The 24,320-nt window shown below is 63.2% G+C and carries 28 protein-coding genes; 1 reads left to right on the top strand and 27 read right to left on the bottom strand.

Translation table 11 applies throughout. From position 1 onward, the window contains the following. Positions 1 to 5 precede the first annotated feature (5 nt). Positions 6 to 536: a DinB family protein gene (locus HHL21_RS05780; protein ID WP_169464290.1), complete on the bottom strand. Its 531-nt coding sequence runs from the start codon at positions 534 to 536 to the stop codon at positions 6 to 8. Positions 537 to 595: 59 nt separating this feature from the next. On the opposite strand from HHL21_RS05780, the gene HHL21_RS05775 reads away from it, so the two are divergent. Further along, a complete protein-coding gene (locus HHL21_RS05775) occupies positions 596 to 817 on the top strand; it encodes a hypothetical protein (RefSeq protein WP_169464289.1) in 222 nt (73 codons plus the stop codon). Positions 818 to 876: 59 nt separating this feature from the next. On the opposite strand, the gene tatC is transcribed toward HHL21_RS05775, so the two are convergent. From tatC to HHL21_RS05645, 26 genes are all read right to left on the bottom strand, one after another. Further along, positions 877 to 1,632: a twin-arginine translocase subunit TatC gene (gene tatC, locus HHL21_RS05770; RefSeq protein ID WP_169464288.1), complete on the bottom strand. Its 756-nt coding sequence runs from the start codon at positions 1,630 to 1,632 to the stop codon at positions 877 to 879. Then, positions 1,633 to 2,118: a Sec-independent protein translocase protein TatB gene (gene tatB / locus HHL21_RS05765; protein ID WP_169464287.1), complete on the bottom strand. Its 486-nt coding sequence runs from the start codon at positions 2,116 to 2,118 to the stop codon at positions 1,633 to 1,635. Between the two features lie 50 nt (positions 2,119 to 2,168). Next, the gene (tatA, locus tag HHL21_RS05760; RefSeq protein ID WP_169464286.1) at positions 2,169 to 2,396 is read right to left on the bottom strand and encodes a Sec-independent protein translocase subunit TatA; all 228 of its coding nucleotides are present in this window, start codon (positions 2,394 to 2,396) and stop codon (positions 2,169 to 2,171) included. 80 nt (positions 2,397 to 2,476) lie between these two features. Then, on the bottom strand, positions 2,477 to 2,848 hold the full coding sequence (locus HHL21_RS05755; RefSeq protein WP_169464285.1) for a histidine triad nucleotide-binding protein: 372 nt from the start codon (positions 2,846 to 2,848) through the stop codon (positions 2,477 to 2,479). A gap of 18 nt (positions 2,849 to 2,866) precedes the next feature. Further along, positions 2,867 to 3,205: a phosphoribosyl-ATP diphosphatase gene (locus tag HHL21_RS05750; RefSeq protein ID WP_169464284.1), complete on the bottom strand. Its 339-nt coding sequence runs from the start codon at positions 3,203 to 3,205 to the stop codon at positions 2,867 to 2,869. Continuing rightward, positions 3,202 to 3,642, bottom strand: a complete 441-nt coding sequence (gene hisI, locus HHL21_RS05745; protein ID WP_169464283.1) for a phosphoribosyl-AMP cyclohydrolase — start codon at positions 3,640 to 3,642, stop codon at positions 3,202 to 3,204. The genes HHL21_RS05750 and hisI overlap by 4 nt, the downstream gene beginning before the upstream one ends. A 29-nt stretch (positions 3,643 to 3,671) precedes the next feature. Then, positions 3,672 to 4,433: an imidazole glycerol phosphate synthase subunit HisF gene (gene hisF, locus HHL21_RS05740; RefSeq protein WP_169464282.1), complete on the bottom strand. Its 762-nt coding sequence runs from the start codon at positions 4,431 to 4,433 to the stop codon at positions 3,672 to 3,674. Between the two features lie 2 nt (positions 4,434 to 4,435). Next, positions 4,436 to 5,227 carry a 1-(5-phosphoribosyl)-5-[(5-phosphoribosylamino)methylideneamino]imidazole-4-carboxamide isomerase gene (hisA, locus tag HHL21_RS05735; RefSeq protein ID WP_169464281.1) on the bottom strand — a complete coding sequence of 264 codons (792 nt, stop codon included), beginning with the start codon at positions 5,225 to 5,227 and terminating at the stop codon, positions 4,436 to 4,438. A gap of 30 nt (positions 5,228 to 5,257) precedes the next feature. Then, positions 5,258 to 5,896 (bottom strand): imidazole glycerol phosphate synthase subunit HisH, encoded by a 639-nt coding sequence (gene hisH / locus HHL21_RS05730; RefSeq protein ID WP_169464280.1) that lies wholly within the window; start codon positions 5,894 to 5,896, stop codon positions 5,258 to 5,260. Between the two features lie 20 nt (positions 5,897 to 5,916). Continuing rightward, on the bottom strand, positions 5,917 to 6,507 hold the full coding sequence (gene hisB, locus HHL21_RS05725; protein ID WP_169464279.1) for an imidazoleglycerol-phosphate dehydratase HisB: 591 nt from the start codon (positions 6,505 to 6,507) through the stop codon (positions 5,917 to 5,919). Between the two features lie 48 nt (positions 6,508 to 6,555). Further along, positions 6,556 to 7,647, bottom strand: a complete 1,092-nt coding sequence (hisC, locus tag HHL21_RS05720) for a histidinol-phosphate transaminase (RefSeq protein WP_169464278.1) — start codon at positions 7,645 to 7,647, stop codon at positions 6,556 to 6,558. Positions 7,648 to 7,650: 3 nt separating this feature from the next. Further along, a complete protein-coding gene (locus HHL21_RS05715; protein ID WP_169464277.1) occupies positions 7,651 to 8,472 on the bottom strand; it encodes a DNA-methyltransferase in 822 nt (273 codons plus the stop codon). Further along, on the bottom strand, positions 8,469 to 9,785 hold the full coding sequence (gene hisD, locus HHL21_RS05710; RefSeq protein WP_169464276.1) for a histidinol dehydrogenase: 1,317 nt from the start codon (positions 9,783 to 9,785) through the stop codon (positions 8,469 to 8,471). Before hisD ends, HHL21_RS05715 begins: the two co-directional genes overlap by 4 nt. 6 nt (positions 9,786 to 9,791) lie before the next feature. After that, on the bottom strand, positions 9,792 to 10,466 hold the full coding sequence (hisG, locus tag HHL21_RS05705; protein WP_169464275.1) for an ATP phosphoribosyltransferase: 675 nt from the start codon (positions 10,464 to 10,466) through the stop codon (positions 9,792 to 9,794). Next, the gene (gene murA, locus HHL21_RS05700) at positions 10,466 to 11,716 is read right to left on the bottom strand and encodes a UDP-N-acetylglucosamine 1-carboxyvinyltransferase (protein ID WP_169464274.1); all 1,251 of its coding nucleotides are present in this window, start codon (positions 11,714 to 11,716) and stop codon (positions 10,466 to 10,468) included. Before murA ends, hisG begins: the two co-directional genes overlap by 1 nt. Positions 11,717 to 11,720: 4 nt before the next feature. Continuing rightward, on the bottom strand, positions 11,721 to 11,957 hold the full coding sequence (locus HHL21_RS05695) for a BolA family protein (protein ID WP_169464273.1): 237 nt from the start codon (positions 11,955 to 11,957) through the stop codon (positions 11,721 to 11,723). Positions 11,958 to 11,974: 17 nt separating this feature from the next. Then, positions 11,975 to 12,742 (bottom strand): ABC transporter permease, encoded by a 768-nt coding sequence (locus HHL21_RS05690; RefSeq protein ID WP_169464272.1) that lies wholly within the window; start codon positions 12,740 to 12,742, stop codon positions 11,975 to 11,977. After that, complete coding sequence (locus HHL21_RS05685; RefSeq protein ID WP_169464271.1) at positions 12,739 to 13,650, bottom strand: ABC transporter ATP-binding protein; 912 nt, start codon at positions 13,648 to 13,650, stop codon at positions 12,739 to 12,741. The genes HHL21_RS05690 and HHL21_RS05685 overlap by 4 nt, the downstream gene beginning before the upstream one ends. Before the next feature lie 171 nt (positions 13,651 to 13,821). Continuing rightward, a complete protein-coding gene (locus tag HHL21_RS05680; RefSeq protein ID WP_169464270.1) occupies positions 13,822 to 14,100 on the bottom strand; it encodes an STAS domain-containing protein in 279 nt (92 codons plus the stop codon). A 17-nt stretch (positions 14,101 to 14,117) separates the two neighbouring features. Next, a complete protein-coding gene (locus tag HHL21_RS05675; protein ID WP_169464269.1) occupies positions 14,118 to 14,747 on the bottom strand; it encodes an MlaC/ttg2D family ABC transporter substrate-binding protein in 630 nt (209 codons plus the stop codon). Positions 14,748 to 14,828: 81 nt separating this feature from the next. Beyond that, positions 14,829 to 15,659 carry an MlaA family lipoprotein gene (locus tag HHL21_RS05670; RefSeq protein WP_169464268.1) on the bottom strand — a complete coding sequence of 277 codons (831 nt, stop codon included), beginning with the start codon at positions 15,657 to 15,659 and terminating at the stop codon, positions 14,829 to 14,831. Continuing rightward, positions 15,656 to 16,132, bottom strand: a complete 477-nt coding sequence (gene mlaD / locus HHL21_RS05665; RefSeq protein WP_169464267.1) for an outer membrane lipid asymmetry maintenance protein MlaD — start codon at positions 16,130 to 16,132, stop codon at positions 15,656 to 15,658. Before mlaD ends, HHL21_RS05670 begins: the two co-directional genes overlap by 4 nt. A 52-nt stretch (positions 16,133 to 16,184) precedes the next feature. Continuing rightward, positions 16,185 to 16,985 (bottom strand): lipid asymmetry maintenance ABC transporter permease subunit MlaE, encoded by an 801-nt coding sequence (mlaE, locus tag HHL21_RS05660; RefSeq protein WP_169464266.1) that lies wholly within the window; start codon positions 16,983 to 16,985, stop codon positions 16,185 to 16,187. Beyond that, positions 16,982 to 17,785 carry an ABC transporter ATP-binding protein gene (locus tag HHL21_RS05655; protein WP_169464265.1) on the bottom strand — a complete coding sequence of 268 codons (804 nt, stop codon included), beginning with the start codon at positions 17,783 to 17,785 and terminating at the stop codon, positions 16,982 to 16,984. The genes mlaE and HHL21_RS05655 overlap by 4 nt, the downstream gene beginning before the upstream one ends. Positions 17,786 to 18,116: 331 nt before the next feature. Then, a complete protein-coding gene (locus HHL21_RS05650; RefSeq protein WP_169464264.1) occupies positions 18,117 to 19,580 on the bottom strand; it encodes a glutamate synthase subunit beta in 1,464 nt (487 codons plus the stop codon). Positions 19,581 to 19,604: 24 nt separating this feature from the next. Further along, positions 19,605 to 24,320 (bottom strand): glutamate synthase-related protein, encoded by a 4,716-nt coding sequence (locus HHL21_RS05645; protein WP_169464263.1) that lies wholly within the window; start codon positions 24,318 to 24,320, stop codon positions 19,605 to 19,607.

Raw genomic sequence — 24,320 nt, 5'->3', positions numbered from 1 at the left:
GCGGGTCAGGCCTCCGGCACCAGCATCAGCAGGTCGGTCGTGCCCATGTCGACGCCGGCCTGCGACAGCAAGGCAGTGGCCTGCCCGCGGTGATGCGTCTGGTGGTTGAAGAAGTGCGTCACCAGGCCGGAAAACGGGCGCGAAAACGGCATGCCCTTGACGTTGTTGTACTTCAGCACGTGGCCGAAGTCAGCCTGGGCCAGTTCCGCCGCCCATTCCCCGATGATCTTGTCCAGCGCGATGCGCCGTTCGCGCAGCGCCTCCAGATTCCCCTCGCGCTCGTCATAGCTGGCCGGCGCCGCCATGGCGCGCACCGGGTCCAGCGAGGCATGCGCGGCCGGGTGCATGGAGAAGCGCTTGAGCCAGATGGTGTCGCCCAGCACGATGTGGCTCAGCGTGCCGTACAGCGAGCCGAAGAAAGCGCCCTTGTCGGCCAACACCGCGTCCGCCGGCAGGGTCAGCGCCGCGCCGTACAGCCTCGTATTCATCCATTCGTTGTACTGCGCCATCAACCTGGCGTGTTCGCACATGCTCATGGGAATCCCTCGTTATCCATTAGAAACCGCATTGTAGGTCAGCAGCGTGCGCGTGTGCAATGCGTGCGCCGCCCGCAGTCCTGCCGCCGTCCGGGCTGGCCGTCGGGACGCGCACTGCCAGCTCGATCGCGCTGTCGTGGAGCGCCGCGTCCGGTGCGACCGGCTACAACGTCTACCGTAACGGCGTGAAGGTCAACGCGTCGCCGGTCGCTGCCACGGCCGACACCGACACCGCTTCTACACGAACGCGCTGGCGCAGACTTCGGCCGGGTATTACGTGATCGGTAACTGTCCGTAAGGAAAGGGAGCCCTGCGCGCGGAACCGTGCGCAGGGTTTGACTCAGACCGGCTCTTCAGGCGCCTGGGTGGCGCGCACGAACACCGGCGCCAGCAACAGGCCCAGCTCGTAGAGCAGGCACATCGGGATGGCCAGCGCCAGCTGGCTGACCACGTCCGGAGGAGTGACGATGGCGGCAATGACGAAAGCGCCAACGATCACGTAGGAGCGGATTTCCTTGAGCTTGGCGACCGTGACGATGCCCATGCGCACCAGGATCACGACCACCACCGGTACTTCAAAGGTCACGCCGAACGCCAGGCACATCGACATCACGAAATCGAGATAGTTCTCGATGTCCGGCGTTACCGCGATCGACTGCGGCGAGAACCCGGCAATGAAGGCGAACACACGCCCGAACACGAAGAAGTAACAGAACGCGACACCGCCGATGAACAGCAGCGACGACGAGAACACCAGCGGCAGCACCAGCTTTTTCTCGTGCGCGTACAGTCCCGGCGCGATGAAGGCCCACACCTGGTAGAACACCCAGGGCAGCGCCAGCATGAAGGCGATGACCAGCGTCACCTTCATCGGCACCAGGAAAGGCGCGATGACGCCGGTGGCGATCATTTTCGATCCGACCGGCAGCGCGGCGATCATCGGCGCGGCCAGGATGTCGTAGATGGCGGCGGGGCCGGGCCACAGCGCCAGCAGGCCGAACATCAGGGCAATGCCGATCGAGGCCTTGACCAGGCGGTCACGCAGTTCGATCAGGTGGGAGATAAAGGTCTCTTCGCCCGCAGCTTTTTCAGTCATTTAGAAGAACGAAGATTTGGATTGGACGGCGGGGCGGAACTTGCGTACGCGGGCCGCGCCCGACATGATGTGGGTCTTGCCGCCATGGCGCTTCTTGTACCAGCCGGGAACGGCTGAATTGCGCACCAGTTTCTTGCGCCGGAAATCGCGCGCCTTGCGTTCGAGGTCGTCCATCGTGGCCGTCACGCCGGGCGACGAATCATGGCCGCGCCAGGCTGCCTCGACATCGTCGCGGCTCTCGGCCAGGCTGTGCTCGACGTTTTCCTTGATCGACTGTGCGGTTTCCTGCACTTCCTTCTGCAGGCTGCGCAGCTCGTCGAGCTCGATTTCGCGGCTGACTTCGGATTTGATGTCGTGCAGGTAGCGCTGGGCACGCCCGTACAAAGTCCCGGCCATCCGCGCCACTTTGGGCAGCTTTTCGGGGCCGATGACTATCAGTGCCACCACGCCGATAATGGCGAGTTTGGAGAGTCCGAGATCGATCATTGAGGGTGAAACCTTGGCTGGCAGGCGTGCACAAGGCACGCCGGGCCGGCTTACAGCTTCGTCTTCTCTTTCGTGTCGACGTCGATCGTGGTCTTGTCAGCGACATGCTGGGTTGCAGCAGGCGTGGCCGGCTTGTCTTCCTCGCCCTTGACGCCGTCCTTGAAACCCTTGACTGCCTTGCCGATATCGCCGCCCATGTTGCCGAGCTTCTTGGTGCCGAACACCAGCAGAATTACGACCAGCACGATCAGCCAGTGCCAAATACTCATTGAACCCATCATTTTCTCCTTGCGGGCAACAACGGCCCATATCCATGAAACCTGCGGTATTTTACGCGATGCGCCTGGCTACGTCAGAATTAGCGCTGGCCCTTCCACGGGCGCGGACCGCCGTACATGTGCAAGTGCAAATGGTACACCTCCTGGCCGCCATCCGGGCCACTGTTAATCATCGTCTTGTATCCGCCGCTCGGCTGGCCATCGCCATCGTAGCTGACGGCGCAACCATGTTCAGCGGCAAGCTTCGGCACCAGCGCCATCATACGGCCCAGCATCGCGGCATCGCCGTCCTTGCATTCGGACAGCGTGGCGACGTGCTGCTTGGGAATCACCAGCAGGTGCACGGGCGCCGCAGGGTTGATGTCCTTGAATGCCAGCAACTCGTCGTCTTCGTAGACGACATCCGATGGAATCTGTTTTGCAGCGATCTTGCAGAAAATGCAGTTGGTCATGTTGGCTTCCAGGGTCGATTATTCTTTGCGGGACGCTTTTTCTTCGATGCCGGACAGGCCTTCGCGCCGCGCCAGCTCGTCGAGCACCTGCTGCGGGCTGAGGTCGAAGCGGGCTAGCAGTATCATCGAATGAAACCACAGGTCGGCGCATTCGTACAAGACCTTCGAGCGGTCGGCGCCGGCGCGCACGTCCTTGGCGGCCATCACCAGCTCGGTCGCTTCCTCGCCGATCTTTTTGAGGATGGCGTCGTCGCCCTTCGACATCAGCCTGGCGACATACGAGGTCGCGGCATCGCCGCCGTTTTCAGGTTTGCGCGCTTCGATGGTTTCGGCCACGCGGGCTAAGGTCTGGCTCATTTTTTCTTCTTCGGTTTGGTATAGATGGTGGCGGGGTCCTTCAGCACCGGATCGACGGCCTCCCAGTCGCCGCTGATGACGTCGCCGTCGAACTTCTGGAAGAAGCACGAATGGCGTCCGGTATGGCAGGCGATGCCGCCGGCCTGTTCGATCTTCAGCAGCACCACGTCCTCGTCGCAATCGAGGCGGATCTCGAGCACCTTCTGCACGTGGCCCGATTCGTCGCCCTTGTGCCACAACTTCTTGCGCGACCGGCTCCAGTACACCGCCTCGCCCAGCTCCACCGTTTTGCACAGGGCGTCGCGGTTCATCCAGGCGAACATCAGCACGTCGCCGCTGCCCGCCTCCTGCGCGATCACCGGCACCAGGCCGTGCTCGTCCCACTTGACCTTTTTGAGCCATTTGGCGTTCGGCGCCGTACTCGCTACTGTAACCATACGCTGTTCCTGTTGTCCTTGGGAGCCGGTCAGGCGAGGCGCATCGGAATGCCCTGCCCGGCCATGAAGCGCTTGGCTTCACCGACCGTGTGCTGCCCGTAGTGGAAGATGCTGGCCGCCAGAACCGCATCGGCGTGGCCCTGCTTGATGCCGTCGGCCAGGTCCTGCAGGCCGCCGACGCCGCCCGAGGCGATCACCGGAATGCCGATGGCGTCCGATACCGCGCGCGTCAGCCCCAGGTCGAAGCCCGACTTGGTGCCGTCGCGGTCCATGCTGGTCAGCAGGATCTCGCCGGCGCCCAGGCTTTCCAGCTTGCGCGCCCATTCGACCGCGTCCAGGCCGGTGGCGTTGCGGCCGCCGTGGGTGAACACTTCCCATTTGCCGGGCGCGACCTGCTTGGCATCGATCGCCACCACGATGCACTGCGAACCGTGCTTCTGCGAGGCGTCGAATACCAGCTGCGGATTGGTGACGGCCGAGGTGTTCATGCTGACCTTGTCCGCACCCGCATTGAGCAGGCGCCGCACGTCCTCGACCTTGCGCACGCCGCCGCCGACCGTCAGCGGGATGAATACCGACGACGCCACCTGCTCGATGATGTGCAAAATAAGGTCGCGGCCATCGCTTGACGCGGTGATGTCGAGGAAGGTGATTTCGTCGGCGCCCTGCCGGTCGTAGCGGCGCGCGATCTCCACCGGGTCGCCGGCGTCGCGCAGCTCGGTGAAGTTGACGCCCTTGACGACGCGGCCGTCGGTCACGTCAAGGCAGGGGATGATTCGTTTGGCGAGCATATTTAGGCCGGGCCGCGATCGGCCAGGTCGCTTTCGGTCAGTTCGTCGGCACGGGCCTGTGCTTCTTCCAGGTTGATCGTACCTTCGTAGATCGAACGGCCGCAGATCACGCCTTCGATGCCTTCGTCCTGCACCGCGCACAGCGCTTCGATGTCGGCCAGGTCGTGCAGGCCGCCCGATGCGATAACCGGGATCTTCACGGCCTGCGCCAGCTTGACGGTCGCCTCGATGTTCACGCCGCCCATCATGCCGTCGCGGCCAATGTCGGTGTAGATGATCGATTCGACGCCGTAGGCTTCGAACTTCCTGGCCAGGTCGATCACTTCGTGGCCGGACATCTTGCTCCAGCCGTCGGTTGCGACCTTGCCGTCCCTGGCGTCGAGGCCGACGATGATGTGGCCGGGGAAGGCTCCGCAGGCGTCGTGCAGGAAGCCCGGGTTCTTGACCGCGGCGGTTCCGACGATGATGTAGCTGATGCCGGCGTCGAGGTAGCGCTCGATGGTGTCGAGGTCGCGGATACCGCCGCCCAGCTGGACAGGGATCTCGTCGATGTCGTTTTCAACCGCGAAGTCCTGCACCGCCTTCAGGATGGCCTTCACCGCCGCCTCGTTCTTCGGCTTGCCGGCGAAGGCGCCGTTCAGGTCGACGAGGTGCAGGCGGCGCGCGCCCTGCTTCAGCCAGTGCAGCGCCATCTCGGCGGGATCTTCGGAAAATACGGTGGCAAGTTCCATGTCGCCTTGTTTCAGGCGGACGCAGTGACCGTCCTTGAGGTCGATGGCAGGAATGAGCAGCATGGCGATATTCTTGGTTGGTGAGTGGTTAAGTCAGGGATTCCAGTGGACGAAATTCTTGTACAGCGTGAGTCCTGCGGCTGCACTTTTCTCCGGGTGGAACTGGGTGGCGACGATGTTGTCTCGCGCGACCGCGCAGCAGAAATCGCCGCCGTAATCGGTCTCGCCGATCACGTCCGACGCCTGCTCCGGCTGCGCATAATAGCTATGCACAAAATAGAAGTAGCTGTTGTCCTCGATGCCGTTCCACAGCGGGTGCGGCGCCGACTGGCGCACGCGGTTCCAGCCCATCTGCGGCACCTTGAAGCGCGAGCCGTCGTCCTGCAGGCGGCCTTCGAGCTGGAAACGCACCACCTTGCCGGGCAAAAGCCCGAGGCCCGGCGTGTCGCCTTCTTCGCTGACGTCGAACAGCATCTGCTCGCCCACGCACACACCCATCATCGGACGGTTTTTGGCGGCGCGCAGCAGCGCTTCCTGGACGCCCGATTCGCGCAGGCTGCGCATGCAGTCGCGCATCGCGCCCTGGCCCGGCAGCACGATACGGTCGGCACTGTCGATATCAAGCACCTCGCCGGAAATCAGCACGTTTGCTTCCGGCGCCACCGCGCGCAGCGCCTGCGCGACGGAGCGCAGGTTGCCCATGCCGTAATCGACTACAACAATTTTATTCATGAGGGTCGGCAGTCGGTTGGTTACAGGCTGCCTTTGGTCGACGGGATGGTGCCAAGCGCGCGGTCGTCCAGCTCGGCGGCCATGCGCAGCGCGCGGCCGAAAGCCTTGAACACGGTCTCGCACTGGTGGTGGGCGTTCTCGCCGCGCAGGTTATCGATGTGCAGCGACACCAGCGCGTGGTTGACGAAACCCTGGAAGAATTCGTGCGCCAGGTCGACGTCGAAATTGCCGATCATCGCGCGCTTCCACGGCACGTGCATTTCGAGGCCGGGACGGCCCGAGAAATCGATCACCACGCGCGACAGCGCTTCGTCCAGCGGCACGTAGGCGTGGCCGTAGCGGCGGATGCCCTTCTTGTCGCCGATCGCCTGGGCCACCGCCATGCCGAGCGTGATGCCGGTGTCTTCGACCGAGTGGTGGGCGTCGATGTGCAGGTCGCCGATGCATTCGATATCGAGGTCGATCAGGCCATGGCGCGCGATCTGGTCGAGCATGTGGTCCAGGAAGGGCACGCCGGTGTTCAGCTTTTGCTGGCCGGTGCCGTCAAGGTTGATCGCGACGCGGATTTTCGTCTCGTTGGTGTTGCGCGTAATTTCTGCGGTGCGGGTCATGAAAATGGCTCGGTTAAGACGACATCAATGCAAACTCGTTGAAGGAAATCAGCGCGTTTCGAGCGCGCCCCGCAGGGCTTCGACGAAGGCGGAATTTTCTTCTGGAGTACTCACGGTAACACGGATGCAATTCGCCAGCAGTCCGTGCATTTTACTCATATTTTTGATCATGATCTTGTCCGCTAAAAGTTGCGCGCAAGCATGATCGGCATCGGGTACGCGTACCAGCAGGAAGTTGGCGCGTGAAGGGAAAACGGTCACGCCGGGCAGCGTGGCGAGGCTCGCAGCCAGCTCGCCGCGGGCGGCATTGAGCGCGTCGGCCTGGGCGTTCAGCACCGCGATATGATCGAGCGCAAATTCGGCCGCAACCTGCGTCAGCACATTGACGTTGTACGGCGGGCGCACCTTGTCGAGCTGTTCGAGCAAGGCCGGGCTGGCGGCCAGGTAGCCGAGGCGGATGCCGGCCAGGCCGAGTTTCGACAAGGTGCGCATCACGACCAGGTTCGGATAGCGCGGCAGCCGGTCCATGAAGCTGGCCTGGGCGAACGGGCCGTAGGCTTCGTCGACGACGGCGATACCGGTGTCGCCCAGCGCCTCGATGATCGCCTCCATGTCCGCTTCGTCGAACAGGTTGCCGGTCGGGTTGTTCGGGTAGGCCAGGAACAGCGCCGCCGGCTTGTGCTGGGCAATCGCGGCAAGCATCGCTTCGCGGTCGAGCGAGAAGTCGGCCCCGAGCGGCACGCCGACGAAGTCGCAGCCGGCCATCTGGGCCGAGCGCGCGAACATCACGAAGGCCGGCACCGGCGCCATGATGACGGCGCGGCGGTCGCTGCGCGCCACCGCGGTCGCAACGATGCTGATGATTTCATCGGAGCCGTTGCCGAGGATGACGTCGAAGCCTTCCGGCACACCCAGGTTGGCGCGAATCTTCTGCTTCAGGGTGCCGTAGGTGGGGATCGGATAGCGGTTCAGCACCGCGTCGGCCAGGCGCATCGCCAGTTCGGTACGCAGGCGGTCAGGCAGCGGATACGGGTTTTCCATCGCGTCGAGCTTGATGTAGCCGCTCGCGTCGGGCACATGGTATGAGGCCAGTGCGCGCACGTCCGGACGAATGGTGTTTTCGATGAGCTTACTGGTCATGCTTTACTCCTGGTTGACCGCCGCGACTGCGACGGACTTGCGCTTTGCGGCTGCCTTGCGGGTCGGCTCCGGCGCGGGACCGGCCAGGCGGCTTTCGACGATCGCGCAGTAGTCGGGATTAAGCTCGAAGCCGACGAAGTTGCGCTCGCAGCGCTGGGCCGCCAGCGCGGTGGTGCCGCTGCCCATGAACGGGTCGAGCACGACGCCGCCCGGCGGGCACGAGGCCTTGACCATGCGCTCGATGATCTCGAGCGGCTTCTGGGTCGGATGGTCGGCGCGCTCCGGATGCTCGCGGTGCAGGCGCGACACGCTCCACAGGTCCTTCGGGTTGTAGCCCACTTCGAGCCATTTGGCACCCACGAAGATCGAGCGCGAACGCGCCTTCTTGGTGGCGGCGTCGTACGGGATGCGCACGGCGTCGAGGTCGAAGTAGTAGTCCTTGCGGTTGACGAAAAAGCCGACGGTGTCGTGCACCGACGAGTAGCTGCGTACGCTGCCGCCCATCGACGGCACCCGGCGGTCCCAGATAATCTCGTTCATCATCGTCATGCGCTTTTTCAGCATCACGAAGATCTCCGGCGAGAAGCGCCAGGTCAGGAAGATGTACAGGCTGCCGTTCGGCTTGAGCTTCGGCAGGGCGCAATCGATCCACTGCTCGGTCCAGGCCAGGTAGGCGTCGACGCTTTGCTGGTCGGACGCGTTGCCGTAGTCCTTGCCGAGGTTATAGGGCGGGTCGGTCAGGATCAGGTCGATCGATCCGTCCGGGATGCGCGCAAGGCCGCTCAAAGCGTCCTCGCAGAACACCCGGTTGACCCAGGCGGTCATGGCTGGGGCTTCAAGCGCAGTTCGGCGCTGCGGGCGTGCGCCTGCAAGCCTTCGCCGTAGGCCAGTTCGGCCGCGACCTTGCCGAGCGTCTGGGCGCCGGCTTCGCTGACGCACAGGATCGACGAGCGCTTCTGGAAATCGTACACGCCCAGCGGCGACGAGAAGCGCGCCGTGCGCGAGGTCGGCAGCACGTGGTTCGGGCCGCAGCAGTAGTCGCCCAGCGACTCGGACGAGAAGCGGCCGAGGAACATGGCGCCGGCATGGCGGATCTTGTCGGCCCACTGCTGCGGGTTCTCGGCGGAGATCTCGAGGTGCTCGGCCGCGATCGCGTTGGCGATCTCGCAGGCTTCCTCCATGTCGCGCACCTTGACCAGCGCGCCGCGGTCCGTCATCGAGGTGCGGATGGTGTCCTGGCGCGGCATCGTCGGCAGCAGCTTGTGGATGCTGGCTTCGACCTGCGCGATGTATCCGGCGTCGGGGCACAGCATGATGGCCTGCGCCAGTTCGTCGTGCTCGGCCTGCGAAAACAGGTCCATCGCGACCCAGTCGGGATCGGTAGTGCCGTCGCACAGCACCAGGATCTCGGACGGTCCGGCGATCATGTCGATGCCGACGGTGCCGAACACGCGGCGCTTGGCAGCGGCCACGTAGGCGTTGCCGGGGCCGACGATCTTGTCTACCGCGGCGATCGTATCGGTGCCGTAGGCCAGCGCGCCGACCGCCTGCGCGCCGCCGATGGTGATGACGCGGGTGACGCCGGCAATCGCGGCGGCGGCCAGCACCATCTGGTTCTTCACGCCGTCCGGGGTCGGCACCACCATGATGATCTCGGCGACGCCAGCCACCTTGGCGGGAATCGCGTTCATCAGCACCGACGACGGGTATGCCGCTTTGCCGCCCGGGACGTAGATGCCGACCCGGTCCAGCGGCGTGATGCGCTGGCCCAGCACCGTGCCGTCAGGCTCGGTGTAGCTGAAGCCCTTCAATTCCTGCTTCTGGCGTTCGTGGAACACGCGGATGCGGTCGGCCGCCACCTGCAGCGCTTCGCGCTGTGCGTGCGGGAGGCTTTCCAGCGCGGCCTGCAATTCGTCCTGGCCGATATCGAAGGCGGCCATGCCGGTTGCTCTGACGCGGTCGAAGCGGTTGGTGTATTCCAGTACGGCGGCGTCGCCGCGCGCTTTCACATCCTGCAAAATCGTCGCGACCGCGCTTTCGATGGCGTCGTCGGTGGACGCCTCGAATGCCAGCAGGGTATCGAGCTGCTGTTTGAAACCTGCGCTGGTGGAGTCGAGGCTGCGGATCTTGATCGTCATGTCGGGTTACTTTGCGATTCTGGAGGCGCGTTCGAACGCGGCCAGGATAGGTTGCAGGCGCTCGCGCTTGAGTTTGAGCGCGGCCTGGTTGACCACGAGGCGCGACGAGATATCCATGATCTTCTCGACTTCCACCAGGTTGTTGGCGCGCAGCGTGCTGCCGGTCGACACCACGTCGACGATGGCGTCCGACAGGCCGACCAGCGGGGCCAGCTCCATCGAGCCATACAGCTTGATCAGGTCGACGTGCACACCCTTGGCGGCAAAGTGCTCGCGCGCGGTCTGCACGAATTTGGTGGCCACGCGCAGGCGCGCGCCCTGGCGCACCGCGGTCTCGTAATCGAAGCCGGCGTGCACCGCGACCGACATGCGGCAGGCCGCGATCTTCAGGTCGATCGGCTGGTACAGGCCTTCGCCGCCGTGCTCGAGCAGCACGTCCTTGCCGGCCACGCCGAAGTCGGCCGCGCCGTACTGCACGTAGGTCGGCACGTCGCTGGCGCGCACGATAATCACGCGCACGTCAGGGTCGCTGGTGTCGAGGATCAGCTTGCGCGAGGTCTCCGGGTTTTCGGTGACCGTGATGCCGGCCGCTTCCAGCAGCGGCAGCGTATCCTCGAAGATGCGGCCTTTCGACAGCGCCAGGATCAGCTGGCGCTTGGCCGGAACGATTATTTCATTCATCACTTGATCCGGATGACGTCGGCGCCAACCGCCGACAGCTTCGCTTCCATGCGGTCGTAGCCGCGGTCGAGGTGATAGATGCGGTCGATCACGGTGGTGCCTTCGGCCGCCATCGCAGCGATCACCAGCGAGGCCGATGCGCGCAGGTCGGTTGCCATCACCGGCGCGCCGACCAGGCGGTCGACACCCTTGATGAAGGCGGTGTTGCCTTCGGTCTGGATGTTGGCGCCCAGGCGGTTCATTTCCTGCACGTGCATGAAGCGGTTTTCAAAAATGGTCTCGGTCACGCGGCTGCTGCCGCCGGCGATGATGTTCACCGCCATGAACTGCGCCTGCATGTCGGTCGGGAAGCCCGGATATTCGGTGGTGCGCACCGATACCGGATGCGGGCGGCTGTCCATTTGCGCGCGGATCGAATTCTCGCCGATCGTCATGTGCAGGCCCAGCTCGCGCAGCTTGTCGAGCGCGACGTCGAAAATGTCGGTGCGGGTGTTGGTGATGGTGATGTCGCCGCCGGTGGCAGCCACCGCGCACAGGAAAGTCGCCGCCTCGATGCGGTCGGAGATCACCGCGTGCTTCGCGCCGTGCAGTTCGGCCACGCCCTGGATCACCAGGCGGTCGGTGCCGATGCCGTCGATCTTCGCGCCCATTTTCACCAGCAGGTTGGCGAGGTCGGTCACTTCAGGCTCGCGCGCGGCGTTTTCCAGCACGGTCTCGCCTTCGGCCAGCGTCGCGGCCATCAGCAGGTTCTCGGTGCCGGTCACGGTGATCATCTCGGTGCGGATGCGCGCGCCCTTGAGCTTTTTGCACTTGGCGTAGATGTAGCCGCCTTCGATCGAGATCTCGGCGCCCAGCGCGCGCAGGCCCATGATGTGCTGGTCGACCGGACGCGAACCGATCGCGCAGCCGCCCGGCAGCGAGACCTTGGCTTCGCCGAAGCGCGCCAGCAATGGGCCGAGCACCAGGATCGATGCGCGCATGGTTTTCACCAGCTCGTACGGGGCTTCCAGCTTGTCGATGCCGCTGCCGTTCAGGGTCACGCGCTCGTCGTCCTGGTCGACCTTCAGGCCGGTCTGCTCGAGCAGCTCGAGCATGGTCTTGACGTCGTGCAGGCGCGGCACGTTCGACAGTTCGAGGTCGCCCGCGGTCAGCAGGCCGGCGCACAGGATCGGCAAGGCAGCGTTCTTGGCGCCGGAGATTTTGATGTCGCCGTTCAGGCGCTTGCCGCCGACAATCTGGAGCTTGTCCATATCTTTATCCTTGGTATTCAGCAGGGGTGAGGGTCTTCATCGACAGCGCGTGGATTTCTTCACGCATGCGGTCTCCGAGAGCAGCATATACCAGCTGGTGGCGCTGGATCGGGCGCTTGCCTTCGAAGGCGGGCGACACGATCAGGGCGGTGAAGTGGCGGCCGTCGCCATCCACTTCGAGGTGGGTGCAAACGAGACCGTTGCTGATATAGCTATGAATGAGTTCTGGCGTAGTTTCCACTTGAGGTCCTATCGAATTTAGTGGCGCAGCTTGTAGCCGCGCGAAAGCATGTTAATGGCGAACGCCGACAAGACCGCGAAGAACACCAGTGCGATGCCCAGGCTGGTCCATGGCGAGACGTCCGAAACGCCGAAGAAACCGTGGCGGAACCCGTCAATCATATAAAAGAACGGGTTGAAATGCGAGACTGCTTGCCAGAACGGCGGCAGCGAGTGGATCGAGTAGAACACGCCGGCCAGGAAAGTGGCCGGCACGATCAGGAAGTTCTGGAACGCGGCCAGCTGGTCGAACTTCTCGGCCCAGATACCGGCGATGACGCCCATGGTGCCGAGGATGGCCGCGCCGATCAGCGCGAACACGACGATCCAGACCGGCTGCGCGAAGTGCAGGTCGGCGAACCAGGCGGTGATGGCGAATACGCCCGCGCCGACCACCAAACCGCGCGTGACCGACGCCAGCACGTAAGCCGAGATGATTTCCCAGTGCGACAGCGGCGGCAGCAGGATGAACACGAGGTTGCCGGTGATTTTCGACTGGATCAGCGAGGACGAGGAATTGGCGAACGCATTCTGGAGGACGCTCATCATCACCAGGCCAGGCACCAGGAAGGCGGTGTAGTTCACGCCCGGATACACCTCGACCCTCCCTTCGAGCACATGGCCGAAGATCAGCAGGTACAGCATGGCGGTCAGGATCGGCGCGGCGATGGTCTGGGTGGCGACCTTCCAGAAGCGCAGCGTCTCTTTGTAGAGGAGGGTCTGGAAACCTACGGAAAACAAGTTCATACCGTGCCACGCTCCATGATTTGCAAAAAGATGTCTTCCAGGTCGGCCTGCTGCAGCTGCATGTCGTCGATGACGGCGCCCGATTCGCGCAGGCGCGCGAGGATGCCTTCGACTTCGCTGTATTCGTTCACGCGCAGGCTGTACTTGTTGCCGTCCAGGTGCTCGTCGTGCGAGACCAGGTGGCGCAGGCCTTCCGGCAGGTCGCCGCTGGCCAGGTGCACGTTCAGCTGCGAACCCGAAATGCGGCGCAGCAGGGCGGACATCTTTTCAAGCGCCACCACCTTGCCCGACTTGAGCATGGCGACGCGCTGGCACATGGCCTGCGCTTCTTCGAGGTAGTGGGTGGTCAGCACGATGGTGTGGCCCTCGCGGTTCAGGCGCGAGATGAACTTCCACAGGGTCTGGCGCAGTTCGACATCGACGCCGGCGGTCGGCTCGTCGAGCACGATGACCGGCGGCTTGTGCACCAGCGCCTGCGCGACCAGCACGCGGCGCTTCATGCCGCCCGACAGCGCGCGCATGTTGGCGTCGGCCTTGTTGGTCAGGTCGAGGTTTTCCATGACCTCGTCGATCCATTTGTCGTTGTTCTTCAGACCGAAGTAGCCCGACTGCAGGCGCAGCGTTTCGCGCACCGTGAAGAAGGGGTCGAACACGAGCTCCTGCGGCACCACGCCGAGCTTGCGGCGCGCGGCGCGGAAGTCCGTGGCGACGTCGTGGCCGTGGATGGACACGCTTCCTGCGTCGGGACGGATCAGGCCCGCGATGGTGGAAATCAGGGTGGTCTTGCCGGCGCCGTTGGGGCCGAGCAGTCCGAAGAATTCGCCCTGCTCGATGGTCAGCGAGACGCCGCCCAGCGCCTTGAGCGACTTGTAGCTTTTTTCGACCTTGCTTATCTGGATAGCACTCATGCTTTTCTTGTTTTAAGCCTGTATAGACAGCATGCCCTTTAACGACGGGCGCGCTTCGAAGTCCCGCTTGGGGAAACAGACAATTATAGGGGAAATCAGGGTCAGGCGAGTTGGGCGGCAATGGCAGCCCGGGGAACACGCCGGCACGGGGCCGGCGTTATGACAGCAAGGTCAATGGTGATGCAGGTCGGCAGGGCTGTCGACCAGGAAGTCGTCAACGCCGTAAAGCGAAGTCAGGCCCTTGAGGCTGACGGGCATATTGGTGAATGCCAGCGTGGTGCCATTCTTGCGCGCGGCGCGCTGCCACGCCAGCAGCACCGCCACGGCGGACGAGTCCGCCGACTGGATGCAGCCAAGGTCGAACACGGTCTGGCCGTCCTTGATGGCCGCCAGGCCGCGCTCGAGCGCAGCCGTGGCGTTTTCCACGGTCAGGGTTTCAAACGATTCCACAGTCGGTCTCCGCCTGCTTACTTGGCTGCTTTAAGCGGTTTGCTGGCGAGCTTCTTGTTGCGCTCTGCCAGTGCCTTGATCAGGCCGTCGATGCCCGACTTGTTGATCTCGGCAGCGAAAGTCCCCTTGTAGGTTTCGACCAGCCATGCGCCCAGCACGTTGATGTCGAAAATCTTCCAGCCGGCGCCGGACTTGGCCAGGCGGTAGTTCAGCTGGATCGGCTCGCCGCGGGTCACGTTGACCTGCGAACGCACTTCGACTTCCTGGTCGGCAGGGTCGGCGCGCATCGGCTTGAACTCGACGGTTTCGTTCTTGATCTGCGACAGCGCACCCGAGTAGGTGAAGATCAGCAGGGTCTTGAACTCGTTCGACAGCTGTTGCTGCTGCTCAGGCGTGGCCTGGCGCCAGAAACGGCCGGCGGCCAGTGCGGTCATGCGCTGGAAATCGACGTGCGGCAGGATCTTCGATTCGACCAGGTCCATCACGCGTTTCTGGTTGCCGGCCTGGATTTCCTTGTCGGCCTTGGCGGTGTCGATGACGTCGGTGCTGATGCGCTTGATCAGCGCGTCAGGCGCTTCGGCCGCCTGCGCGGCGGCGGCGGCGACGGCAAAAGTTGCTGCGGCGAATAGTTGATTAACGAGTTTCATGGGCTCTCTTCTTGAATAGGTTATGTACGTACCAGTCTAGCTGTCATCTGGCAATCTGCAGACGACAGTTACAATGGTTAACTACTTCGAGGGCTTTTCGGATGACACGGCAGGCGTCGCAGGCGCCTCGGTCGGGCCCGGATCGTCGGCGTAGGCGTCGCGGATGCCCTTGGCGTCCAGCGGGGCGGCGTCTGCCTTGGCCTTGCCGAGCGGCTTGCGCGAGGTTTCGCCGTCGAACACCTGGCTTTGGCGGCGCTGCAGGTAGCCGTCGCGGATGAATACGTAACGGTCGAGCGCGGCTTCTTCCACCAGGTTCGACGCGTCCAGGATCTCGGCGCGCTTGTCGACGATGCGCAGCGCGGTGCCCCAGTTGCGGGTCGCGGCCGGATCGACGTAGTTCCACGGGTCGGCGGCCATATCCAGCGGCAGGGCGGCGCTGTCACGCACCGTCGACGGTCCCAGAATCGGCAGCACGAAATACGGCCCGCTCGGCATGCCCCAGTAACCCAGGGTCTGGCCGAAGTCTTCGTTGTGCTTTTGCAAGCCGGCTTCCGACGCGATGTCCAGCAGGCCTACGAGCCCGAAGGTGCTGTTCAGGGTGAAGCGGGTGAAATCGCTCATGCCGGCTTCGCCCTTGCCTTGCATCAGGTTATTCGCAGCGTTCCAGACATCGCCCAGGTTGCCGAAGAAGTTGTTAACGCCGGTCTGCATGAAACGTGGCACCGCCTGCTTGTAGACGGTAGCGGCTGGCTTGAGCGCGGTGCGGTCGACTGCATCGTTGAACTTGAACATGGCGCGGTTGTACGACTCGAGCGGGTCGCCCGGCGTGGTGCTGGCGCAACCGGCCAGCAGCAGTGCTGCCGAGGCCAGCGCAACACTGCGCACTGCGAATTGATTGGTCTTCTTGGTCATTCTTTGCTTTCTTCTGTGCCTTCAGCAGCCTTGCTGTAGATAAACCTGTTGATCAGGTCTTCCAGCACGGTTGCCGATTGGGTGCGCGAGATACGGTCGCCATTGGCGAGGTTGTTCAAGTCGCCACCCGGTTCGATACCGATGTACTGCTCGCCCAGCAGGCCTGCAGTGAGGATCTTCAAGGAGCTATCTTTCGGGAATTTGTAGCCGGATTCGAGTTCCATGGTGACCAAAGCCTGGTAAGTCTTGTCGTCGAAGCCGATTGCACCCACGCGGCCAACCACCACGCCGGCGCTTTTCACCGGTGCTTGGGGCTTCAGGCCGCCGATATTGTCGAATTTGGCGCTGATAGCATAAGTTTTATCGAACGAAACTGTCGCCATGTTGCCGGCCTTCAAGGCCAGGAAGACGAGTGCGGCCAGTCCCAGCAGCACAAACAGGCCAACCCAGACGTCAATGGTTTTACGATGCATGATTAATTCCTAAGTCTTGTTATTCGCCGGCACAGCGCGGCCGGATTCAAAATCAGTTGTTGAACATCAGGGCGGTGAGCACGAAGTCGAGCCCCCAGACCATCAGTGAAGCGATGACGACGGTGCGCGTGGTGGCGCGCGAGACGTCTTCCGGCGTCGGCTGGGCGTGGTAGCCCTGGAACAGTGCCGTGAAGGTCACGGCGATGCCGAAGATGAAGCTCTTGAGCACACCGTTGAGGATGTCGTCCTGCACATCGACGTTGGCTTGCATCTGCGACCAGAATGCGCCCTCGTCGACGCCGATCAGCTGCACGCCGACCAGGTAACCGCCCATCACGCCGACGGCGCTGAAGATGGTGGCCAGCACCGGCATCGCGATAACGCCAGCCCAGAAGCGGGGCGCCAGCACGCGCTGGATCGGGTTAATCGCCATCATTTCCATGGCCGACAATTGCTCGCCCGCCTTCATCAGGCCGATCTGTGCGGTCAGCGAAGTGCCTGCGCGGCCGGCAAACAGCAGCGCGGTCACGACCGGGCCCAGTTCGCGCACCAGCGACAGCGCGACCACCTGGCCAAGCTTTTGTTCCGCGCCGTACGGGGTCAGCGTGATGTAGCCCTGCAGGCCCAGCACCATGCCGACGAACAGGCCGGACACGATGATGATCACCAGCGAATAGTTACCGATGAAGTGGATCTGCTCGGAAATCAGGGCCGGGCGGGCGAACGCGCCTGGCGACAGCCGCAGCAAGGTCAGGAAGGAACGCGTGGCGAAACCGATGTGCTCGATACTTTCGCGCACGAAGCGGCCGACCGACTCCAGGATGTTCAGGAAGAAATTGAAAACAGCGGTCATTTCAGCGCTCCAAGGCCGAGGTCGTCAGCAAAGGACTTGCCCGGATAGTGGAAAGGAACCGGGCCATCCGGAGCGGCGTTGACGAATTGCTTGACGTACGGGTCGTCCGATACGCGCAGCTCGGCAGGCGTGCCCTGGGCCACGATTTTTCCGGCGGACATAAAGTACACATAGTCGGCGATCGCGAAGCACTCGTGCACGTCGTGCGACACGAGGATCGAGGTCGAGCCGAGCACATCGTTCAGGCGGCGGATCAGGTTGGCGGTCACGCCCATCGAGATCGGGTCGAGGCCGGCGAACGGCTCGTCGTACATGATCAGTTCAGGGTCGAGCGCCACGGCACGGGCGACTGCGACGCGGCGCGCCATGCCGCCCGAGATCTCGGATGGCTTGAGCTTGGCGGCGTTACGCAGGCCGACAGCGTTCAGCTTGAGCAGCACCAGGTCGCGGATCAGTTCCTGCGGCAGGTCGGTGTGCTCGCGCAGCGGGAAGGCGACGTTGTCGAAGACTGTCAGGTCGGTAAACAGCGCGCCGAACTGGAACAGCATGCCCATCTTGCGGCGCATGCGGTACAGGCCGGCGGTATTGAGCTTGTGGACGACTTCGCCGTTGACGGACACCGTGCCGCGCTGCGGGCGCAGCTGGCCGCCGATCAGGCGCAGGACCGTGGTCTTGCCGCAGCCGGAGCCACCCATGACAGCCACAACCTTGCCACGCGGAAAGTCCATCTGGAGTTCAGAAAGGATGGAACGGGTTCCGTAGGCGAAGTGGAGATCGCGGATTTCAACTAGATTTGGCACGGCGGCTGTTCAGATTGGGGAATCCGGTATTGTAGTGCAGAAAGGTCAATCCCTGCTTGACGAGCCCCATTTCCGGGCCGGGCCGCGACGTGATAATACAACACTACTGAACGGCGAGTCAGATATTTCCGAACGTAAGTATTTGTTTTTGGTTAAGAAATATACAGACAAACACGTATGTATGCATACGTTCGACTGCGTAGTTTATGCGCTTGCTCAATGCATGCCGTAAAGCAACACAGCAGTACTGGTCCGGGTTTGGTGCGTTGCAGCACGTACAGGAACTGCGAAAACGGAGGATAAGCGCGGAGCGCGCATCCCCCGTTAAACTTTAGCGCGGCAGTACCGACGATCCCATCAGGAACTCGTCGACCGCGCGCGCAGCCTGGCGGCCTTCGCGGATCGCCCACACCACCAGCGACTGCCCACGGCGCATGTCACCCGCTGCAAATACATTCGGCGCCGAGGTCTTGTAGCAGCCATCGCCGTCCGTCGTGGCACGGGCGTTACCGCGCGCATCCTTCTCGACGCCGAAGGCCTCGAGAACCGAGGCCACCGGCGACACGAAACCCATCGCCAGCAGCACCAGGTCAGCCTTCATCTCGAATTCGGACCCCTCGACCTCAACCATCTTGCCGTCTTTCCACTCGACACGGCAAGCGATCAGCTTCTCGACCTTGCCGCCCTTGCCTTCGAGGCGCTTGGTCGCGACCGCGAAGTCACGCTCGCAGCCTTCCTCATGCGAGGACGAAGTGCGCAGCTTGATCGGCCAGTATGGCCACACCAGCGGCTTGTTCTCCTGCTCCGGCGGCATCGGCATCAGCTCGAACTGCGTGACCGAGGCTGCGCCATGGCGGTTCGAGGTGCCGACGCAGTCCGAGCCGGTATCGCCGCCGCCGATCACGACCACGTGCTTGCCGGTGGCCTTGATCTGGTCCTTGACCTTGTCGCCCGCGTTGATCTTGTTTTGCTGCGGCAGGAAGTCCATCGCAAAATGCACGCCCTTGAGCTCGCGCCCGGGCACTGGCAGGTCGCGCGGCTGTTCCGCGCCGCCGGCCAGGATCACTGCGTCGAAGTCCTTTTCCAGGTCTTCCGGGAAGATCGTTTCCTTGGCCCAGTTGTTGACGTTGGCCGGGAAGTCCTTGCCGATCAATACGCTGGTGCGGAAAGTGACGCCTTCGGCTTCCATTTGCTCGACACGGCGGTCAATGTGCGACTTCTCCATCTTGAAATCGGGAATGCCGTAGCGCAGCAGGCCGCCGATGCGGTCGCTCTTCTCGAACACCGTCACCTTGTAGCCGGCGCGCGCCAGCTGCTGCGCCGCCGCCAGGCCGGCAGGGCCGGAGCCGACCACCGCGACCGTCTTGCCGGTCAGGGTTTCCGGCGGCTGCGGCACCACCCAGCCGTGTTCCCAGCCGGCATCGATGATCTTGTGCTCGACCGACTTGATGCCGACCGGGGCCTCATTGATGCCAAGGGTGCAGGCGGACTCGCACGGCGCAGGACAGACGCGGCCGGTGAACTCGGGGAAGTTGTTGGTCGAGTGCAGGTTGTCGAGCGCGGCGCGGTAATGGCCGTGATAGACCAGGTCGTTCCAGTCGGGAATCAGGTTGTTGACCGGGCAGCCGCTGTGGCAGAACGGGATGCCGCAGTCCATGCAGCGCGCCGTTTGCAGCTTGGCCTGGCCGTCACTGAGGTGAACCACGAATTCCTTGTAGTTCTTGACCCGAATGGCAGGGTCGACATGCGCTTCTTCCTGGCGCTCAAATTCCATGAAACCGGTGATTTTACCCACGATAATCCTTCAATAATGTTCGTCTTAGGCGGCGATCTGCTCGGCGGCTTCTTCCATGCTGCTGTTGTGCATTTCTTCCAGCGCGCGCTTGTACTCGGTCGGGAAGACCTTGACGAACTTGCCGCGGCAGCTGGCCCAGTCGTCGAGCAGGTTGCGCGCGCGGGTGCTGCCGGTGTGCTTGAAGTGGCGCTCGATCAGGCGCTTCAGGATGGCTTCATCCGATTCGCGTTCGCCGTCGCGGGTCTGGCTGTGCCAGCCGGACATGTCCGACTGATCCTTACTGCTGAGCACAGGCTCGAGGTTGACCATCGCCGTGTTGCACTTCTTCTCGAAGTCGCCAAGCGGGTCGTAGACAAACGCCACGCCGCCCGACATGCCCGCCGCGAAGTTGCGCCCGGTGCCGCCAAGGACGACGACGGTGCCGCCGGTCATGTATTCGCAGCCGTGGTCGCCGCAGCCTTCGACCACCGCGGTGGCGCCGGAGTTACGCACTGCGAAACGCTCGCCCGCCACGCCGTTGAAGAAGGCTTCACCCGAAATCGCGCCGTACAGCACGGTGTTGCCGACGATGATGTTGTCCACCGCCCAGCCGCGGAACTCGGTGTTCGGACGCACGATGATGCGGCCGCCCGACAGGCCCTTGCCGACGTAGTCGTTGCCTTCGCCAACCAGGTCGATCGTGATGCCGGCTGCCAGGAACGCCGCGGCCGACTGGCCCGCCGTGCCCTGCAACTGAATGTGGATCGTGTCATCCGGCAGGCCTGCATGGCCGTAGCGCTTGGCCACTTCGCCCGACAGCATGGTGCCGACCGTGCGGTTGACGTTGCGTACCGGCGAGATGAACGAGACGCGCTCGCCCTTTTCCAGCGCGGCTTTAGCCTGCGTGATCAGCTTGTTATCCAGCGCCTTGACCAGTCCGTGGTCCTGGAACTCGTTGTGGTACAGCGCCAGGCCGATGTCGGTCTTCGGCTGGTAGAAGATCTTGGTGAAGTCGAGGCCACGCGCTTTCCAGTGGGTGACGGCCTTCGACTTGTCGAGCAGGTCGGCGCGGCCGATCAGTTCCTGGAAGGTGCGGATGCCCAGCTGCGCCATCAGCTGGCGCGCTTCTTCGGCAACGAAGAAGAAGTAGTTCACGACGTGCTCAGGCTTGCCCGAGAACTTGGCGCGCAGCACCGGGTCCTGCGTCGCAACGCCGACCGGGCAGGTGTTCAGGTGGCACTTGCGCATCATGATGCAGCCTTCGACCACCAGCGGCGCGGTCGCAAAACCGATCTCGTCGGCGCCGAGCATGGCGGCAATCACGACGTCGCGGCCGGTCTTCATCTGGCCGTCGGCCTGCACGCGGATGCGGCTGCGCAAGCCGTTCAGCACCAGCGTCTGCTGGGTTTCGGCCAGGCCGAGTTCCCACGGCGTGCCGGCATGCTTGACCGACGACAGCGGCGACGCGCCGGTGCCGCCGTCATGGCCGGCGACCACGACGTGATCGGCCTTGGCCTTGGTGACACCCGCGGCGACGGTGCCGATGCCGACTTCCGACACCAGCTTGACCGAGATCGAGGCGGCCGGATTGGCATTCTTCAGGTCGTGGATCAGCTGGGCCAGGTCTTCAATCGAATAAATGTCGTGGTGCGGCGGCGGAGAAATCAGTCCGACACCAGGCACGGAGAAGCGCAGGCTGGCGATGTACTCCGACACCTTGTGGCCAGGCAGCTGGCCGCCTTCGCCAGGCTTGGCGCCCTGGGCCATCTTGATCTGGATCTGGTCGGCCGAGTTCAGGTATTCGGCGGTGACGCCAAAGCGTCCCGACGCCACCTGCTTGATGCGCGAACGCAGCGAATCGCCTTCCTGCAGTGGGATGTCGACCATCACGCGGTTGGCCCCCAGTACCGACGCCATCGTTTCGCCCTGCTTGATCGGAATGCCTTTCAGCTCCTGCGTGTAGCGCGCCGGATCTTCGCCGCCTTCGCCGGTGTTCGACTTGCCGCCGATCCGGTTCATCGCGATGGCCAGCGTGGCGTGCGCCTCGGTGCTGATCGAGCCAAGCGACATCGCGCCGGTAGCGAAGCGCTTGACGATGTCCTTGGCAGGCTCGACTTCTTCCAGCGGAATTGCCTTGGTCGGGTCGAGCTTGAACTCGAACAAACCGCGCAAGGTCAGGTGGCGGCGGCTCTGGTCGTTGATCAGCTGCGCGTACTCCTTATAAGTCGAGAAGTTGTTGCTGCGGGTCGAGTGCTGCAGCTTGGCGATCGCGTCCGGCGTCCACATGTGGTCTTCGCCACGCACGCGGAAGGCGTATTCGCCGCCGGTGTCGAGCGATTCGGCCAGCAGCGGATCGTCGCCGAAGGCCAGCGCGTGCAGGCGCAGCGCTTCGTCGGCCACGTCGAACAGGCCGATGCCTTCGACATTCGACGAGGTGCCCTTGAAATACCTGTCGACCAGCGACTTGTTGAGACCGACCGCTTCGAAAATCTGCGCGCCGCAATACGACATGTAGGTCGAGATGCCCATCTTGGACATCACCTTCAACAGGCCCTTGCCGACTGCCTTGGTGTAGTTGTAGATCGCGGTCTCGCCCGACATTTCGCCGGTCATGCCCTGCGCCAGTTCGACCAGGGTTTCCATCGCGAGGTAAGGGTGGACGGCTTCGGCGCCGTAGCCAGCCAGCAGCGCGAAGTGGTGGGTTTCGCGCGCCGAGCCGGTCTCGACGACCAGGCCGGTGGACGCGCGCAGGCCGCGCATCACCAGGTGCTGGTGGATGGTCGAGGTGGCGAGCAGGGCGGGAATGGCCACCTGCACCTCGGACACGTTGCGGTCCGAGACGATGAGGATGTTGTGACCGGACTTGACTGCATCGACCGCTTCCGCGCACAGCGAGGCCAGCGATGCTTCAATACCTTCCTTGCCCCACGATACCGGGTAGCAGATGTTCAGTTCGTACGACTTGAACTTGCCGCCGGTGTGCTGGCTGATATTGCGCAGGCGGATCATGTCGTTGAAGCCGAGTACAGGCTGGGACACTTCGAGGCGCATCGGCGGGTTGACGTTGTTGGTGTCGAGCAGGTTCGGCTTCGGTCCGATGAAGGACACCAGCGACATCACCATGCTTTCGCGGATCGGGTCGATCGGCGGGTTGGTCACCTGGGCGAACAGCTGCTTGAAGTAGTTGTACAGCGGCTTGAGCTTGTTGGAAGTCACGGCCAGCGGCGAATCGTTGCCCATCGAGCCGGTTGCTTCCTCGCCCAGCAGCGCCATCGGCGCCATCAGGAACTTCAGGTCTTCCTGGGTGTAGCCGAACGCTTGCTGGCGATCCAGCACGGAGGCCATTTCCTTTTCACCCTGGGCGGCCATGTCCTTGCCGCGGTTGCGCAGCAGTTCGCTTTCGGCCAGCTTGATTTCGCCCAGCTTGATGCGTACGGAATTGATCCACGCCTTGTACGGCTTGGCGTTGGCGTAGGTGTCCTTGAGTTCCTTGTCGTCGATGATGCGGCCCGCTTCGAGGTCGATCAGGAACATCTTGCCCGGCTGCAGGCGCCATTTCTGGATGATTTTCGATTCCGGGATCGGCAAAACACCCGATTCGGAGGCCATCACCACCAGGTCGTCATCGGTGACGATGTAGCGCGCCGGGCGCAGGCCGTTGCGGTCAAGCGTGCCGCCGATGTGGCGGCCGTCGGTGAACGCCATCGCGGCGGGGCCGTCCCACGGCTCCATCATCGACGCGTAGTACTCGTAGAACGCCTTGCGGTTGTCGTCCATCATGGTGTGGTTTTCCCATGCTTCGGGAATCATCATCATCATGGCCTGGGCGATCGGGTAGCCCGACATGATCAGCAGTTCGAGCGCGTTGTCGAAGCAGGCGGTGTCGGACTGGCCTTCATAAATCAGCGGGAACAGCTTCCGCAGGTCGTCACCCAGCACGGCGGATTTCATCACGCCTTCGCGCGCGCGCATCCAGTTGAAGTTGCCCTTGACCGTGTTGATCTCGCCGTTGTGGGCGATCAGGCGGTACGGGTGGGCCAGCGGCCATTCCGGGAAGGTATTGGTCGAGAAACGCTGGTGCACCAGCGCCAGCGCCGAGATGCAGCGCGGATCCTGCAGGTCTTTGTAATAGACGCCGACCTGGTCGGCCAGCAGCAGGCCCTTGTACACGATGGTGCGCGCCGACATCGACGGCACGAAGAATTCCTTACCGTGGATCAGCTTGAGCGCCTGGATCGCGTGGCCGGACGACTTGCGAATCACATACAGTTTGCGCTCGAGCGCGTCGGTCACCATGATGTCCGGGCCGCGGCCGATGAAGATCTGGCGGATGACCGGTTCCTTGTCGCGCACGGTGGGCGACATCGGCATGGTTTCGTCCAGCGGCACATTGCGCCATCCGAGCACGACCTGGCCTTCGATGCGCACGGCGCGTTCGATTTCCTGTTCGCAGGCGATGCGCGACGCGTTCTCCTTCGGCAGGAACACCATGCCGACGCCATATTCGCCCGGCGGCGGCAGGGTCACGCCCTGTTTCGCCATCTCATCACGGAAGTACTGGTCGGGAATCTGGATCAGGATGCCCGCACCGTCGCCCATCAGTGCATCGGCGCCGACCGCGCCCCGGTGGTCGAGGTTTTTCAGGATCATCAAGCCTTGCTCGATGATCGAGTGGCTCTTGTTGCCTTTGATGTGGGCAATGAATCCGACGCCGCAAGCATCGTGTTCGTTGGACGGGTCGTACAAACCTTGGGCAATCAT

This window comes from Massilia polaris (genome assembly GCF_012927275.1).
In the GTDB taxonomy this organism is placed as follows: Bacteria; Pseudomonadota; Gammaproteobacteria; order Burkholderiales; family Burkholderiaceae_D; genus Telluria_A; species Telluria_A polaris.
This window is presented reverse-complemented; position numbering and strand designations above follow the sequence as displayed.

Bases quoted from the DNA above. Each gene is read 5' to 3' on its own strand.
- HHL21_RS05690 (WP_169464272.1), bottom strand. From the start codon at position 12,742: ATGAACTTGTTTTCCGTAGGTTTCCAGACCCTCCTCTACAAAGAGACG.
- tatA (WP_169464286.1), bottom strand. From the start codon at position 2,396: ATGGGTTCAATGAGTATTTGGCACTGGCTGATCGTGCTGGTCGTAATT.
- HHL21_RS05775 (WP_169464289.1), top strand. From the start codon at position 596: ATGCGTGCGCCGCCCGCAGTCCTGCCGCCGTCCGGGCTGGCCGTCGGG.
- hisH (WP_169464280.1), bottom strand. From the start codon at position 5,896: ATGAATAAAATTGTTGTAGTCGATTACGGCATGGGCAACCTGCGCTCC.
- hisC (WP_169464278.1), bottom strand. From the start codon at position 7,647: ATGACCAGTAAGCTCATCGAAAACACCATTCGTCCGGACGTGCGCGCA.
- hisG (WP_169464275.1), bottom strand. From the start codon at position 10,466: ATGAATGAAATAATCGTTCCGGCCAAGCGCCAGCTGATCCTGGCGCTG.
- hisI (WP_169464283.1), bottom strand. From the start codon at position 3,642: ATGGTTACAGTAGCGAGTACGGCGCCGAACGCCAAATGGCTCAAAAAG.
- HHL21_RS05670 (WP_169464268.1), bottom strand. From the start codon at position 15,659: ATGACCAAGAAGACCAATCAATTCGCAGTGCGCAGTGTTGCGCTGGCC.
- mlaD (WP_169464267.1), bottom strand. From the start codon at position 16,132: ATGCATCGTAAAACCATTGACGTCTGGGTTGGCCTGTTTGTGCTGCTG.
- murA (WP_169464274.1), bottom strand. From the start codon at position 11,716: ATGGACAAGCTCCAGATTGTCGGCGGCAAGCGCCTGAACGGCGACATC.
- hisA (WP_169464281.1), bottom strand. From the start codon at position 5,227: ATGCTGCTCATTCCTGCCATCGACCTCAAGGACGGTCACTGCGTCCGC.
- HHL21_RS05780 (WP_169464290.1), bottom strand. From the start codon at position 536: ATGAGCATGTGCGAACACGCCAGGTTGATGGCGCAGTACAACGAATGG.
- mlaE (WP_169464266.1), bottom strand. From the start codon at position 16,985: ATGACCGCTGTTTTCAATTTCTTCCTGAACATCCTGGAGTCGGTCGGC.
- hisB (WP_169464279.1), bottom strand. From the start codon at position 6,507: ATGACCCGCACCGCAGAAATTACGCGCAACACCAACGAGACGAAAATC.
- HHL21_RS05675 (WP_169464269.1), bottom strand. From the start codon at position 14,747: ATGAAACTCGTTAATCAACTATTCGCCGCAGCAACTTTTGCCGTCGCC.
- hisF (WP_169464282.1), bottom strand. From the start codon at position 4,433: ATGCTCGCCAAACGAATCATCCCCTGCCTTGACGTGACCGACGGCCGC.
- HHL21_RS05715 (WP_169464277.1), bottom strand. From the start codon at position 8,472: ATGACCGCCTGGGTCAACCGGGTGTTCTGCGAGGACGCTTTGAGCGGC.
- tatB (WP_169464287.1), bottom strand. From the start codon at position 2,118: ATGATCGATCTCGGACTCTCCAAACTCGCCATTATCGGCGTGGTGGCA.
- HHL21_RS05645 (WP_169464263.1), bottom strand. From the start codon at position 24,320: ATGATTGCCCAAGGTTTGTACGACCCGTCCAACGAACACGATGCTTGC.
- HHL21_RS05750 (WP_169464284.1), bottom strand. From the start codon at position 3,205: ATGAGCCAGACCTTAGCCCGCGTGGCCGAAACCATCGAAGCGCGCAAA.
- HHL21_RS05755 (WP_169464285.1), bottom strand. From the start codon at position 2,848: ATGACCAACTGCATTTTCTGCAAGATCGCTGCAAAACAGATTCCATCG.
- tatC (WP_169464288.1), bottom strand. From the start codon at position 1,632: ATGACTGAAAAAGCTGCGGGCGAAGAGACCTTTATCTCCCACCTGATC.
- HHL21_RS05685 (WP_169464271.1), bottom strand. From the start codon at position 13,650: ATGAGTGCTATCCAGATAAGCAAGGTCGAAAAAAGCTACAAGTCGCTC.
- hisD (WP_169464276.1), bottom strand. From the start codon at position 9,785: ATGACGATCAAGATCCGCAGCCTCGACTCCACCAGCGCAGGTTTCAAA.